Raw genomic sequence first — 13,128 nt, 5'->3', positions numbered from 1 at the left:
TAACAAGTTGATATTGAATTGTTGTCATTTCGTAAACCCAGAAAAGCAAAAAGGCATGTCATTGCTGACATGCCTTTGGCTAGTTTAACCTGAAAGCTTACTGTTCGCTTTCATCGGTAAAACGCTTTGCTTTATAGGCCGGGTGCATCAGGTTTTGCGGAGAGAAAATATCGTCCAGCTCCGCTTCGGTGAGCAAACCTCGTTCCAGCACCACTTCCCGCACGCTCTTACCGGTTTCGGCGCAAATCTTGCCGACGATATCGCCATTGTGGTGGCCGATAAACGGGTTGAGGTAGGTGACGATGCCGATGGAGTTGTAAACGTAGCTTTCGCACACCGTTTTGTTGGCGGTAATGCCGTTGACGCATTTCTCCAGCAGGTTATAGCAGGCGTTGGTCAGGATATGAATGGACTCGAACAGCGCCTGGCCGATGACCGGCTCCATCACGTTCAGCTGCAGCTGGCCGGCTTCGGAGGCCATCGTGACCGTGGTGTCGTTGCCGATCACCTTGAAGCACACCTGGTTGACGACTTCCGGCACCACCGGGTTAACCTTGGCCGGCATGATGGACGAACCCGCCTGCAGCTCCGGCAGGTTGATTTCGTTCAGGCCAGCGCGCGGGCCGGAAGAGAGCAGGCGCAGGTCGTTACAGATTTTAGACAGCTTCACCGCCAGGCGCTTCAGCGAGCTATGCACCATAACGTAGGCGCCGCAGTCGGAGGTGGCTTCAATCAGGTCTTCCGCCGGAATAACCGGCAGGTTGCTGACTTCCGCAAGTTTTTGTACCGCCAGCTGCTGATAGCCGTCCGGGGTATTCAGGCGCGTACCGATGGCGGTGGCGCCGAGGTTCACTTCCAGCAGCAGACTCTGCGGTACGCAGAATGCATTTTGTTTCTTCATTCAGCAGCACGTTGAAGGCGTGGAATTCCTGACCAAGGGTCATCGGTACCGCGTCCTGCAGCTGGGTACGACCCATTTTCAGCACGTCCTGGAACTCAACGGACTTACTCTGGAAGCCCTCGCCGAGCTGGTGAATGGCATCGGTTAATTTCAGCAGGGAGGCATAAACCGCGATGCGGAAACCGGTCGGGTAGGCGTCGTTAGTGGACTGGCATTTGTTAACGTGGTCGTTGGGGTTCAGGTACTGGTATTCGCCTTTCTGGTGGCCCATCAGCTCAAGGCCGATGTTCGCCAGCACTTCGTTGGTGTTCATGTTGACGGAGGTCCCCGCGCCGCCCTGGAACACATCAACCGGGAACTGATCCATGCACTTGCCGTTATTCAGCACTTCATCACAGGCGGCAATAATGGTATTCGCAACGCCTTTAGGAATGGTTTGCAGCTCTTTGTTGGCCATGGCAGCGGCCTTTTTCACCATCACCATGCCGCGTACAAACTCGGGAATATCGCTGATTTTGCTATTGCTGATGTAGAAGTTTTCAATCGCTCTCAGAGTATGAACGCCGTAGTAGGCGTCAGCTGGAACTTCCCTGGTACCCAACAGATCTTCTTCGATACGAATGTTGTTTAACATGTGAACCTTCTTTTTCAAGCTGCCAATGAATTCACCAAATACGCAGAATTTATAGGGTTAAGCGCATTTTCTCGCCGAAGATTATTTCCTTAATCGGCCTGGTGCCCACGATCATATGCTGATGATAGCGAATATCAGTAATCTTGATCACTTATTATGTAGTGGGGTCTATAAGAATTATTAATCTGTGAAATGAGTCACCGCTTTGCAGTTCTTGAAAAAAATAAGCGTTTCTGCTGATTGAAATGTGTCGCGTTAGCCCAATATTGATGGGATGCGAATAGCACATCTTAAAGCTGCGGGTGCCGATAGCGGCGCACGCCAATGAAGGAGACGCCGGTGCGTTGGATTCCGTTTTTGGCCTTTTTTTTATACGTTTATATTGAAATCTCGATCTTTATCCAGGTTTCCCATGTCCTGGGCGTGCTGCTGACGCTGATTTTAGTGATTTTTAGTTCGGTGGTCGGGATGTCGCTGGTGCGCAACCAGGGTTTTAAAAACCTGATGCTGATGCAGCAAAAAATGGCGGCCGGCGAAAGCCCGGCGGCGGAAATGATCAAAAGCGTATCGCTGATTATTGCCGGCCTACTGCTGCTGATACCGGGTTTCTTTACCGACTTCCTCGGCCTGCTTCTGCTGCTGCCGCCGGTGCAAAAACACCTGACCCTGAAGCTGATGCCGCATCTGCGCTTTAGCCGGATGCCGGGCGGCGGATTTAGCGCCGGAACCGGAGGCGGTGAGACCTTTGACGGAGAGTATCAGCGTAAAGATGATGAGCGCGACCGTCTGGATCACAAAGACGATCGCTAATCCAGCCGGCCCGGCAGCCGCCGGGCGCGTGGAGCGACAGGCCGGATACGCGCAGCGCGATCCGGCTTTTTTATTGGCGAGCGCCCGGGGTTTCGCTCAGCGGTCGGCGCCGGGGTAAAAGCAGCCACAGCGCCACCAGCACCGTCAGCGCGTACAGGCTTTTCCAGCCGACCATCGCCAGCAGCAGCAGGCACAGCACGCTACCGATGATCGCCAGCACCCGATAGCGTCCCTGCAGCAGCCGGCAGCCCGCCAGCATACACAGCAGGTAAATCATAATAAAAATGCCGTTGGCGTAGACGATCAGCGCGTCGAGGTTGATATCGAGCCAGTAGATGCCCAGGGTGCTGATAACGCAGCAGGCCAGCACCGCATTGAGCGCATTGCGCGGGATTTGCCGGGCCGACAGGCGGGCGAGGCGGCTCTGCGGCCTGTACTGCGCCTGCGACCAGACCAGGCGGGCGAAGCTCTGAATATAGATATTGAGGCTGGCGAAGCAGGCGAGGTAGCCCACAACGCAGGCGATCCACAGCGCCTGTACGCCGAACAGGCGCACCACGATATCCGGCAGCGATGCGGCGGCGGCCATCTCCTTGCCGTAGGCGTGAAAATGCAGCACCAGCACGGTACAGGCCCAGTAGACCGTACCGGCCAGCAGCAGGCCAATCATCAGCGCGCGCGGAAAATCGCGCTCCGGCGATTTAAATTCGGAAGCCAGGTGGGCAAAAGCTTCAAGGCCGACGAAGCACCAGAACATGACCGACAGCGCGGCAAAAAGCTGCGGCCGGTCGATATTCTGCGGCGCCGGGAAGGGGATACTCGCCGGATCGATACCGCCGCGCCACCAGATGGCGACAATCAGGGCCACAATCAGTATCGCTACCAGCGTTTGCAGGTTGGCGCTGGAGCTGGCTCCGCGCGAACCCACCCACCAGATAATGGCCAGCGTCCCCAGTTCAGCGAACAGCAGCTGGCCGTCGTGCCAGCCAAACAGGGCCTGGCTAAAGCCGGTGGCGATATGCAAAGCGGCGGGTAATCCGACCGGAATGACCGATAAAAATAGCCAGCCGGTGACGCGCTCCATGCGAGGGCCGAACGCCATGCTGACGAAATGCGCCACGCCGCCGGCGCTGGGGTAGTGGCGGCCGAGTACGGCAAAGACGATGGCTACCGGGAAGACCAGCAGGATCAGCGCCGGCCACGCCCACAGGCTGTTATCACCCGCAACCAGCGCGGCCAGCGCGGGAACGGCGAAGACGCCGGTGCCCAGTAATGATGTGGAGAGTAGACCCACTCCCTGAGCCAGCCCCAACTCCTGTTTCAAACCACTCATGATGCAACCCTGTCGCCGGCAAAACCCGAATGGTATCACAATCGTTTTTGCTTATGATGTCTGACCGACGCGCCGTGAACGTGTGCCGCCCGGACGCGCGAAAAATTTTTTTTCATTTCGCCCCTTGAAGCAGTAAAAGTCCATCCCCATCTCTCAGGTCACTAGCCGGAAAACCGTATACGGGCCGGTGTCATCCATAACTGATAATGACTTTCTCAAAGGAGAGCTATCAATGAGTATTCGTCCGTTACATGATCGTGTGATCGTCAAACGTAAAGAAGTTGAAACCAAATCTGCTGGCGGCATCGTTCTGACCGGTTCTGCGGCAGCCAAATCAACTCGTGGCGAAATCATCGCTGTCGGTAAGGGCCGCATCCTGGAAAACGGAACCGTGCAGCCTCTGGACGTGAAAGTTGGCGATATCGTCATTTTCAACGACGGCTACGGCGTGAAATCTGAAAAGATCGACAATGAAGAAGTGTTGATCATGTCCGAAAGCGACATCCTGGCGATTGTTGAAGCCTAATCTGCGAACGACACTGAACATACGAATTTAAGGGAAAGATAAAAATGGCAGCTAAAGACGTAAAATTCGGTAACGACGCTCGTGTGAAAATGCTGCGCGGCGTAAACGTACTGGCAGATGCAGTTAAAGTGACTCTGGGCCCGAAAGGCCGTAACGTTGTTCTGGACAAATCCTTCGGCGCACCGACCATCACTAAAGACGGCGTTTCCGTAGCGCGTGAAATCGAGCTGGAAGACAAGTTCGAGAACATGGGCGCACAGATGGTGAAAGAAGTTGCCTCTAAAGCGAACGACGCTGCGGGCGACGGTACCACCACCGCAACCGTACTGGCTCAGGCGATCATCGCTGAAGGCCTGAAAGCCGTTGCTGCGGGCATGAACCCGATGGATCTGAAACGTGGTATCGACAAAGCCGTCGTTGCCGCCGTTGAAGAACTGAAATCCCTGTCCGTACCGTGCTCCGACTCTAAAGCGATTGCTCAGGTTGGTACTATCTCCGCTAACTCCGACGAAACCGTAGGTAAACTGATCGCTGAAGCGATGGATAAAGTCGGTAAAGAAGGCGTGATCACCGTTGAAGACGGTACCGGTCTGGAAGACGAACTGGACGTAGTTGAAGGTATGCAGTTCGACCGCGGCTACCTCTCCCCGTACTTCATCAACAAGCCGGAAACCGGTGCCGTTGAGCTGGAAAGCCCGTTCATCCTGCTGGCTGACAAAAAAGTTTCCAACATCCGCGAAATGCTGCCGGTTCTGGAAGCGGTAGCGAAAGCCGGCAAGCCGCTGGTTATCATCGCTGAAGACGTTGAAGGCGAAGCGCTGGCGACCCTGGTGGTTAACACCATGCGCGGCATTGTTAAAGTGGCTGCGGTTAAAGCTCCGGGCTTCGGCGACCGTCGTAAAGCTATGCTGCAGGACATCGCAACTCTGACCGGCGGTACCGTTATCTCTGAAGAGATCGGTATGGAGCTGGAAAAAGCGACTCTGGAAGACCTGGGTCAGGCAAAACGCGTTGTCATCAACAAAGACACCACCACCATCATCGATGGCGTGGGTGAAGAAGGCGCTATCCAGGGCCGCGTGACTCAGATCCGTAAGCAGATCGAAGAAGCGACTTCTGACTACGACCGTGAAAAACTGCAGGAACGCGTTGCTAAACTGGCAGGCGGCGTTGCGGTTATCAAAGTCGGTGCAGCGACCGAAGTTGAAATGAAAGAGAAGAAAGCGCGCGTTGACGATGCCCTGCACGCGACCCGTGCTGCGGTAGAAGAAGGCGTGGTTGCCGGTGGTGGCGTCGCGCTGGTGCGCGTTGCGGCTAAACTGGCTGGCCTGACTGCTCAGAACGAAGATCAGAACGTCGGTATCAAAGTTGCGCTGCGCGCAATGGAAGCGCCGCTGCGTCAGATCGTATCCAACGCCGGTGAAGAGCCGTCGGTGGTAGCTAACAACGTGAAAGCGGGCGAAGGTAACTACGGTTACAACGCGGCGACCGAAGAATACGGCAACATGATCGACTTCGGTATCCTCGACCCAACTAAAGTGACCCGTTCTGCGCTGCAGTACGCGGCCTCCGTTGCTGGCCTGATGATCACCACCGAGTGCATGGTGACCGATCTGCCGAAAAGCGATGCGCCTGACTTAGGTGCTGCTGGCGGCATGGGCGGTATGGGTGGAATGGGCGGCATGATGTAATCATGTGCTCTACCCCTTAGAAACAAAGAAACCCCCGGGCAGAAATGCTCGGGGGTTTTTCTTTTTTCCCTCTTTTTAGTATAAGGTGTACATCCGGGCCAGCGCGTCCAGCTCATTGATCATGGGGAATAACATGCAGGTAAGATATTTAGCAGGGATTGTCGGCGCAGCACTACTGTTAGCGGGTTGCAGTTCCAGCAACGAACTGAGCTCAGGTGGGCAGAGCGTACGCTTTGTTGAAGATAAGCCGGGGGCGGATTGCCAGCTGTTGGGGACCGCGACGGGTAAACAGAGCAACTGGCTCTCCGGGCAGAACGGCGACGAGGGTGGCTCTATGCGCGGCGCGGCTAATGCGCTGCGTAACCAGGCCGCGGCAATGGGCGGCAACGTGATTTACGGCGTCAGCAGCCCGACGCAGAACCTGCTGTCGAGCTTTGTGCCGACCGATAGCGAAATGAACGGTCAGGTCTATAAGTGCCCGAACTGATCGCTTTCCCCTCTCTCCATTGGGGAGAGGGGAAGGAACGCTAGCGCTGCCGTAGCTGCAAATCCAGCGGCGTCTTGCTCGGCTCGCCGCCGATTTCTCGCGCCAGCTTCGGTACCATATAGCCGGATACCAGCGTCAGCAGCTCGCGCATGATGGCCCGGGCTTCTTCATCTTCGACCATAAAGTGGGCCGCGCCCTGGACCTTATCCAGCACGTGCAGGTAATACGGCATCACCCCCGCATCAAATAGCGCATTGCTCAGATTAGCCAGCGTCTGCGCGCTATCGTTGACCCCCCTCAGCAGCACGCTTTGATTAAGCAGCGTAACGCCAGCCTGGCGTAAACGCGCCATCGCCGCGCGAAACTCGGCGTCGATTTCATTGGCGTGGTTGATATGGTTCACCAGCAGTATCTGCAGCGAGGAGCGGGCGAAACGCGCCGTCAGCGCTTCGGTGATGCGCGCCGGGATCACAATGGGCAGCCGGCTGTGAATGCGCAGGCGTTTGATATGCGGGATCGCCTCCAGCTCGGTGAGCAGCCAGTCGAGCTCATGATCTTTCGCCATCAGCGGGTCGCCGCCGGAAAAAATAATCTCATCGAGCTGCGGATGGGCGGAAATATAGTCCATCGCCGCCTGCCAGTTACGCTTATTGCCCTGGTTATCGGCGTACGGGAAGTGTCTGCGGAAACAATAACGACAATTTACCGCGCAGCCGCCTTTAACCAGCAGCAGCGCGCGGTTGGCGTATTTGTGCAGCAGTCCGGGCACCACGCTGTGCTGTTCCTCCAGCGGGTCGGTGGAAAATCCGGGGGCGGCGATGAACTCTTCCTGCGAAGTAAGTACTTGACGCAAAAGAGGATCGTTGGGGTTTCCTCGCTCCATGCGGGCGATGAAGGCCCGGGGAACGCGCAGCGCAAAGAGGCGCTTCGCGTCGCGCCCCGCCAATAAGTTTGCATCAGCGTCTACATTTAAAAGATGCAGCAGTTCATCAGGACTGGTCACAACATCGGCAAGTTGCGTTAACCAATCTTCTCTGGATGGGGTATTTAGGGTTACAATATGCGCCATTTTGTGGCTTAGCTACCAATTAACAATTTCAGAGGGCCTTATGGCGACTTACTATAGCAACGATTTTCGTGCCGGTCTTAAAATCATGATGGACGGTGAACCTTATGCCGTTGAAGCGAGTGAATTCGTAAAACCAGGAAAAGGTCAGGCTTTCGCCCGCGTTAAGCTGCGTCGCCTGCTGACCGGCACCCGCGTAGAAAAAACCTTCAAGTCTACCGACTCCGCTGAAGGCGCAGACGTTGTCGATATGAACCTGACTTACCTGTACAACGACGGTGAGTTCTACCACTTCATGAACAACTCCACCTTCGAGCAGACTGGCTGCCGATGCGAAAGCCGTTGGCGATAACGCGAAATGGCTGCTGGATCAGGCTGAGTGCATCGTGACCCTGTGGAACGGTCAGCCTATCTCCGTAACCCCGCCGAACTTCGTTGAGCTGGAAATCGTTGAAACCGATCCGGGTCTGAAAGGCGACACCGCGGGCACCGGCGGTAAACCGGCGACCCTGACCACTGGCGCAGTGGTTAAAGTTCCGCTGTTTGTGCAGATTGGCGAAGTGATTAAAGTGGATACCCGCTCTGGCGAATACGTATCCCGCGTGAAGTAATTCACGTCATCAGATGATTGGCGCAGCAGCGATGCTGCGCCCTCTATGACGCGCAAGCTACCGATAAGCAGGCAAGGACGATGAACAACAGCTTAAAGCTTATGGCACTGCTGCTGCTTAGCGGCGCTCTGCTGGCCGGCTGTCATACGGTCCACGGCGTTGGGGAAGATATCCGCAGCCTGGGACACGCCATCTCTCACGCCGCCAGCTAAGCACCGACTTTCTCTCCTCTTCTTCTGAATTTGCGCTTCCTGGCGTACCGCATCGCTTTTGTTCTTAAAAAACGCTGAGATCCCTTCATATCTGGTCAGTTTGTCTATGCTTATAGGGCACGATAACTAAAACTGGTAAATAAGGATGACATTATGGTGAAAAAAGCGATTGCAGCGTTCTTTACGGTTTTGGCTCTCTCCTCTGTGCTGACCGCATGTAATACAACGCGCGGCGTCGGTCAGGATATTTCGGAAGGCGGCAGTGCCATTTCCGGCGCGGCGACGAAAGCCCAGCAATAGACCTGACGGTACGGTCGCCGGCCGTACCGTTCTTTTCATCTCCTGCGCTACTGTTTTATAATATCTGCGCTTTTTCACTCACCTTGCGGGACGACCCGTAAGCGTACCGCATCCGGGGACGGCCCCATCAAGGGAGCCTTATGTCCTGGTTAATTTTGTTTATCGCCGGTCTGCTGGAAGTGGTCTGGGCGGTTGGTCTGAAGTACACCCACGGTTTTAGCCGCCTGCTACCCAGCGTCATCACCATCGTGGCGATGGTGGTCAGCATGGCGCTGCTGTCATGGGCGATGAAAACGCTGCCGGTAGGCACCGCTTACGCGGTGTGGACCGGCATTGGCGCTATCGGCGCGGCGATTGCCGGTATTGTGTTACTGGGCGAGTCCGCCAGCCCGCTGCGTATTGCCAGCCTGGCGTGCATCGTCATCGGTATTATCGGCCTCAAGCTCAGCGCCCATTAATAGCGCTGGTTGACCCAGATAAGTTTGCTCACGTCGAAGCCCTGCCGGGAGGCGATATCCAGCATCTGCTGTTTCACTTCCGGCTCGATTTTCGGCGCGCGCGCCAGCAGCCAGAGGTAATCCCGATCCGGTCCGCACACCAGCGCGTAGCGATAATCCTTATCCAGCGCAATCACGTTGTAGCCGCCGTAGAAGGGGCCAAAAAAGGAGACTTTTAGCGCTGCCCGATTGGTCTCGCCGGTGAAGTAGGCCACGCCATCCGTTTTTTGCCACATGCCGCGATCGGGGTTATAGCCTTTGTTGACGACGTTCAGCCCGCCGTCGTCGCGCAGGCTGTAGGTGGCGGTGACCTTCTCCAGGCCGCGCTCAAAGCTATGGTCGAAGCGGGCGATTTCATACCAGGTGCCGAGATAGCGCTGGGTATCAAACGGACTGACCACCGTCACGCCCTGCGGAGGCGTCGGGGTGCTACAGGCAACAACCAGAAACGAGACGGCAACAGCGGCAACCATTGGCAGCAGACGCATACTATTTTCCTTACTGGTTTTTTGCTAAGTGTAGATTCTGGCGGGGAAAAAACGGGGAAATATTCTGCAAAAGAGAGCCCGGTAACACTCCGCTACCGGGCATCGGGACGCTTAGATAAACAATACGCCGACCAGCGTGACCGCGCTCAGGATGGCGGCCAGGCCGTAAAAGACCCACTTCCCGTTAGGGACGTGAATTTTCAGGTCGTGCATGGTGTGATGAATGCGGTGGAGCCCGCACCACAGCGGCAGGACGATCATCAGGAAGAGAAATGCCCGGCCAATAAAGCTCTGGGCAAAGCCGAGTATGCGTTCGTAGCTGAAGGCGTCAGCGGGCGCCAGGCCCAGCGGCAGCAAAATACCGACCAGCAGGATCATCACCGGAGCAATAATGGCGCTCCACATGCCGCCGGCGCCAAACAGCCCCCAGAATACCGGTTCATCGGAACGTTTTGGGTTGGGATTGATCATTCCAGCCTCCTTACCAGAACAGGGCGATAAGCAGGATCGCCGCCGTTGCTATCGCAGTCACCGCCCACAGCCCTTTAATAACCGGCTCTGGCCCCATTTTCTCGCCTTTGACAATGATATTGGCGGCTTTCGGCGCCAGTTCAAACCAGGTTTTGCTATGCAGCAGCGCGGCGCCCAGGGCGATCAGGTTCAGGATCACCACCAGCGGATTTTGCAGGAAACCAACGTATTCCGCCCAGCTTTCCGCCCCGTGTTTCAGAGCAAACAGTCCGTAAATCAGGATGATGCTGAACCAGACGGCCGGTACAGCCGTTCCTTCACGCAGCATGTAGAAGCGATAAAACGGCAGCTTCTTCCACCAGGTGGAGGTCATCGGCCGCACGTAGGGCTTGCGTTTCGTGGTCATAATGCACTCCTTAGCGTGGTTTCAGGGTGGCGATAAGAAAGTCTTTCGAGCTTTCTACCTTGCCCTGCTGAATGGCGGCCGCCGGGTCGACGTGTTTCGGACAGACTTCCGAGCAGTAGCCCACGAAGGTACAGGTCCAGACGCCGTTCTGACCGTTAAGCTGCGCCATACGTTCCTTTTTCCCGTGGTCGCGGCTGTCCTCGTTGTAACGATGGGCGAGGGTGATGGCCGCCGGGCCGATAAACTCGGGGTTAAGGCCAAACTGTGGACAGGCGGCGTAGCACAGGCCGCAGTTGATGCAGCCGGAGAACTGATGGTACTTCGCCATCTGCGCCGGAGTCTGTTTGTTTGGCCCCTGATCCGGGGTACGCGAATTGCCGATAATATAGGGCTTAATCGCTTCCAGGCTCTCGATGAAGTGGGTCATATCGACCACCAGATCGCGCTCGATCGGGAAGTTAGCCAGCGCTTCGACCTTAATGCCTTTGGTGTATTCACGCAGGAAGGTTTTACATGCCAGCTTCGGCACCTTGTTGACCATCATCCCGCAGGAGCCGCAGATCGCCATCCGGCAGGACCAGCGGTAGCTGAGATCCGCCGCGAGGTTGTCTTTGATATAGCCCAGCGCATCGAGCAGCGAGGTTTGCTCGTCATAAGGAACCTCATAGAACGCGCTGTGCGGTGCGGTGTCCACTTCCGGGTTGTAGCGCACCACCTCGATTTTCAGGTTCTTCATCTCAGCCATTGCTCGTCTCCTTCTTCTCGGCTGCTTCCGCTTCTGCGCCATATACGCGTTTTGCCGGCGGCAGAGTGGTGATCTTCACATCGCCATACTCGAGGCGCGTGGCGCCATCGGCATCGCGGAATGCGAGCGTATGCTTGAGGAAATTGACGTCGTCACGCTCGGTGCAGCCCTCATCCAGGCGCTGATGTGCGCCGCGGGACTCTTTACGCGCAAGGGCCGAGTGGGCCATACATTCCGCCACGTTCAGCCCGTGACCCAGCTCGATGGTGTACAGCAGGTCGGTATTGAACACGCTGGAGCTGTCGGTAATGCGTACGCGCCTGAAGCGCTCCTGCAGCTCGGCCAGCTTATCGACGGTTTTCTGCATCAGCTCCGGCGTACGGTAGATCCCGCAGCCTTCTTCCATTGACATGCCCATCTCGTCGCGAATCTTCGCCCAGTTCTCGTCGCCATCCTGATTGATAAGATCTTTCAGCCGTTTTTCGACGTCGGCGGTCTGCGCATCCAGCGCGCCGGCGTTGGCTTCTGTCGCTTCCGCCGCCCGCCTGATGGCCTGCTCGCCGGCGAGGCGGCCAAAGACCACCAGCTCGGCCAGCGAGTTGGAGCCAAGACGGTTGGCGCCGTGAAGGCCGACCGACGAGCATTCGCCTACGGCGAACAGCCCCTTGATGCGGGTTTCACAGTTCTGGTCGGTTTCGATGCCGCCCATGGTGTAGTGCGCGGTTGGGCGTACGGGAATCGGCTCTTTAACCGGGTCAACCCCGACGTAGGCCTTCGCCAGTTCGCAGATAAAGGGCAGACGCTCCAGCAGCTTTTTCTCGCCTAAGTGGCGCAGATCGAGATAAACCACGTCGCCGCGCGGCGTCGGGATGGTGTTGCCTTTACGCCATTCGTGCCAGAAGGCCTGGGAGACCTTGTCGCGCGGGCCAAGCTCCATATATTTGTTTTTCGGCTCGCCGAGCGGCGTTTCCGGGCCCATGCCGTAATCCTGCAGGTAGCGGTAGCCGTTCTTGTTGACCAGAATGCCGCCTTCGCCGCGGCAGCCTTCCGTCATCAGAATACCGGAGCCGGGCAGGCCGGTCGGGTGATACTGCACGAACTCCATATCGCGCAGCGGAACGCCGTGGCTGAGCGCGATGCCCATCCCGTCGCCGGTGACGATGCCGCCGTTGGTGTTGTAGCGATAGACGCGCCCCGCGCCGCCGGTGGCCATCACCACCGCGTTAGCGCGGATTTGCACCAACGAGCCTTCCATCATATTCATCGCCACCAGGCCACGGACCTGGCCGTCATCGACCAGAATGTCGAGGACGAAATGTTCGTCGAAACGTTGGATTTGCGGGAACTGAAGGGAGGTCTGGAACAGGGTGTGCAGCATATGGAAGCCGGTTTTGTCCGCGGCGAACCACGTGCGTTCGATTTTCATTCCGCCGAAGCGACGGACGTTGACGCTGCCGTCCGGACGGCGGCTCCACGGGCATCCCCACTGTTCAAGCTGGGTCATTTCCGTCGGGCAATGATGGACAAAATAGTCGACGACGTCCTGCTCACAAAGCCAGTCGCCGCCGGCGACGGTGTCGTGAAAATGGTACTCAAAGCTGTCATGATCCTGGGTTACGGCGGCGGAGCCGCCTTCAGCCGCAACGGTGTGGCTGCGCATGGGGTAGACTTTTGAAATCAGTGCGATTTTGGCATTTGGATTAGCCTGCGCTGCGGCGATTGCAGCGCGAAGACCTGCTCCGCCAGCGCCAATTACGGCAAGATCGGCTTGAAAAGTTTGCACGACATTCCTCCAGTTTTTGTTTATTTCGCCGCCGGGCTGGCGAAAATGTGTCACTGCTCCTTTATAGGTAAAGGAGTATAGCCTTAGGGTCGGTAGGGAAAATTGACGTGTTCGATTTTTTATCGATATATGCGGTGATTTATCAACACAATTTATGCTTCCTGGCG

At 56.6% G+C, this 13,128-nt stretch carries 14 protein-coding genes and 2 pseudogenes; 8 read left to right on the top strand and 8 right to left on the bottom strand.

Annotation, left to right across the window (positions count from 1 at the left end):
- Positions 1-97: 97 nt before the first annotated feature.
- Positions 98-1,535 (bottom strand): annotated as a pseudogene (gene aspA / locus ABOC21_RS22830) (aspartate ammonia-lyase).
- Positions 1,536-1,874: 339 nt separating this feature from the next.
- Between aspA and ABOC21_RS22825 the strand changes: the two are divergent.
- On the top strand, positions 1,875-2,345 hold the full coding sequence (locus tag ABOC21_RS22825; protein WP_426813374.1) for an FxsA family protein: 471 nt from the start codon (positions 1,875-1,877) through the stop codon (positions 2,343-2,345).
- A gap of 70 nt (positions 2,346-2,415) precedes the next feature.
- Here ABOC21_RS22825 and yjeH read toward each other — a convergent pair whose 3' ends face one another.
- Positions 2,416-3,678 (bottom strand): L-methionine/branched-chain amino acid transporter, encoded by a 1,263-nt coding sequence (gene yjeH / locus ABOC21_RS22820; RefSeq protein WP_426813373.1) that lies wholly within the window; start codon positions 3,676-3,678, stop codon positions 2,416-2,418.
- 232 nt (positions 3,679-3,910) lie between these two features.
- Here yjeH and ABOC21_RS22815 point away from each other — a divergent pair, with 232 nt between their 5' ends.
- From ABOC21_RS22815 to ABOC21_RS22805, 3 genes are all read left to right on the top strand, one after another.
- Entirely contained in the window at positions 3,911-4,204 is a 294-nt protein-coding gene (locus ABOC21_RS22815) for a co-chaperone GroES (RefSeq protein WP_003855929.1), read from the top strand.
- 44 nt (positions 4,205-4,248) lie between these two features.
- Positions 4,249-5,895 (top strand): chaperonin GroEL, encoded by a 1,647-nt coding sequence (groL, locus tag ABOC21_RS22810; protein ID WP_426813372.1) that lies wholly within the window; start codon positions 4,249-4,251, stop codon positions 5,893-5,895.
- Positions 5,896-6,028: 133 nt separating this feature from the next.
- The gene (locus ABOC21_RS22805; protein WP_004856962.1) at positions 6,029-6,382 is read left to right on the top strand and encodes a DUF4156 domain-containing protein; all 354 of its coding nucleotides are present in this window, start codon (positions 6,029-6,031) and stop codon (positions 6,380-6,382) included.
- 40 nt (positions 6,383-6,422) lie between these two features.
- Here ABOC21_RS22805 and epmB read toward each other — a convergent pair whose 3' ends face one another.
- The gene (gene epmB, locus ABOC21_RS22800; RefSeq protein WP_426813371.1) at positions 6,423-7,451 is read right to left on the bottom strand and encodes an EF-P beta-lysylation protein EpmB; all 1,029 of its coding nucleotides are present in this window, start codon (positions 7,449-7,451) and stop codon (positions 6,423-6,425) included.
- A gap of 40 nt (positions 7,452-7,491) precedes the next feature.
- On the opposite strand from epmB, the pseudogene efp reads away from it, so the two are divergent.
- The 4 genes and pseudogenes from efp (at position 7,492) to sugE (ending at position 9,029) form a co-directional block, all read left to right on the top strand.
- Positions 7,492-8,059 (top strand): annotated as a pseudogene (gene efp / locus ABOC21_RS22795) (elongation factor P).
- Between the two features lie 80 nt (positions 8,060-8,139).
- Positions 8,140-8,271 carry an entericidin A/B family lipoprotein gene (locus tag ABOC21_RS22790; protein WP_426813370.1) on the top strand — a complete coding sequence of 44 codons (132 nt, stop codon included), beginning with the start codon at positions 8,140-8,142 and terminating at the stop codon, positions 8,269-8,271.
- Positions 8,272-8,424: 153 nt separating this feature from the next.
- Complete coding sequence (gene ecnB, locus ABOC21_RS22785; RefSeq protein WP_004097935.1) at positions 8,425-8,571, top strand: lipoprotein toxin entericidin B; 147 nt, start codon at positions 8,425-8,427, stop codon at positions 8,569-8,571.
- Between the two features lie 140 nt (positions 8,572-8,711).
- Entirely contained in the window at positions 8,712-9,029 is a 318-nt protein-coding gene (sugE, locus tag ABOC21_RS22780; RefSeq protein WP_426813369.1) for a quaternary ammonium compound efflux SMR transporter SugE, read from the top strand.
- Here the strand turns inward: sugE and ABOC21_RS22775 are convergent.
- From ABOC21_RS22775 to frdA, 5 genes are all read right to left on the bottom strand, one after another.
- Positions 9,026-9,556, bottom strand: coding sequence for a lipocalin family protein (locus tag ABOC21_RS22775; RefSeq protein WP_426813368.1), 531 nt, complete (start codon positions 9,554-9,556; stop codon positions 9,026-9,028). The two genes, sugE and ABOC21_RS22775, sit on opposite strands and share 4 nt — an antisense overlap.
- Before the next feature lie 111 nt (positions 9,557-9,667).
- Positions 9,668-10,027: a fumarate reductase subunit FrdD gene (gene frdD, locus ABOC21_RS22770; RefSeq protein WP_426813367.1), complete on the bottom strand. Its 360-nt coding sequence runs from the start codon at positions 10,025-10,027 to the stop codon at positions 9,668-9,670.
- A gap of 10 nt (positions 10,028-10,037) precedes the next feature.
- The gene (gene frdC, locus ABOC21_RS22765) at positions 10,038-10,433 is read right to left on the bottom strand and encodes a fumarate reductase subunit FrdC (protein ID WP_426813366.1); all 396 of its coding nucleotides are present in this window, start codon (positions 10,431-10,433) and stop codon (positions 10,038-10,040) included.
- Positions 10,434-10,443: 10 nt separating this feature from the next.
- Positions 10,444-11,178 (bottom strand): fumarate reductase iron-sulfur protein, encoded by a 735-nt coding sequence (gene frdB, locus ABOC21_RS22760; protein ID WP_426813365.1) that lies wholly within the window; start codon positions 11,176-11,178, stop codon positions 10,444-10,446.
- Positions 11,171-12,961 (bottom strand): fumarate reductase (quinol) flavoprotein subunit, encoded by a 1,791-nt coding sequence (gene frdA, locus ABOC21_RS22755; protein ID WP_426813364.1) that lies wholly within the window; start codon positions 12,959-12,961, stop codon positions 11,171-11,173. The genes frdB and frdA overlap by 8 nt, the downstream gene beginning before the upstream one ends.
- Positions 12,962-13,128: the final 167 nt, after the last annotated feature.

The sequence above is a fragment of the Klebsiella sp. WOUb02 genome, from assembly GCF_050058015.1.
GTDB lineage: Bacteria > Pseudomonadota > Gammaproteobacteria > Enterobacterales > Enterobacteriaceae > Klebsiella.
This window is presented reverse-complemented; position numbering and strand designations above follow the sequence as displayed.

Excerpts from the sequence above, each read along its gene's own strand:
- frdD (WP_426813367.1), bottom strand. The coding sequence starts at position 10,027 with ATGATCAATCCCAACCCAAAACGTTCCGATGAACCGGTATTCTGGGGG.
- yjeH (WP_426813373.1), bottom strand. The coding sequence starts at position 3,678 with ATGAGTGGTTTGAAACAGGAGTTGGGGCTGGCTCAGGGAGTGGGTCTA.
- frdC (WP_426813366.1), bottom strand. The coding sequence starts at position 10,433 with ATGACCACGAAACGCAAGCCCTACGTGCGGCCGATGACCTCCACCTGG.
- epmB (WP_426813371.1), bottom strand. The coding sequence starts at position 7,451 with ATGGCGCATATTGTAACCCTAAATACCCCATCCAGAGAAGATTGGTTA.
- ABOC21_RS22815 (WP_003855929.1), top strand. The coding sequence starts at position 3,911 with ATGAGTATTCGTCCGTTACATGATCGTGTGATCGTCAAACGTAAAGAA.
- ABOC21_RS22790 (WP_426813370.1), top strand. The coding sequence starts at position 8,140 with ATGAACAACAGCTTAAAGCTTATGGCACTGCTGCTGCTTAGCGGCGCT.
- frdB (WP_426813365.1), bottom strand. The coding sequence starts at position 11,178 with ATGGCTGAGATGAAGAACCTGAAAATCGAGGTGGTGCGCTACAACCCG.
- ecnB (WP_004097935.1), top strand. The coding sequence starts at position 8,425 with ATGGTGAAAAAAGCGATTGCAGCGTTCTTTACGGTTTTGGCTCTCTCC.
- ABOC21_RS22775 (WP_426813368.1), bottom strand. The coding sequence starts at position 9,556 with ATGCGTCTGCTGCCAATGGTTGCCGCTGTTGCCGTCTCGTTTCTGGTT.
- ABOC21_RS22805 (WP_004856962.1), top strand. The coding sequence starts at position 6,029 with ATGCAGGTAAGATATTTAGCAGGGATTGTCGGCGCAGCACTACTGTTA.
- groL (WP_426813372.1), top strand. The coding sequence starts at position 4,249 with ATGGCAGCTAAAGACGTAAAATTCGGTAACGACGCTCGTGTGAAAATG.
- sugE (WP_426813369.1), top strand. The coding sequence starts at position 8,712 with ATGTCCTGGTTAATTTTGTTTATCGCCGGTCTGCTGGAAGTGGTCTGG.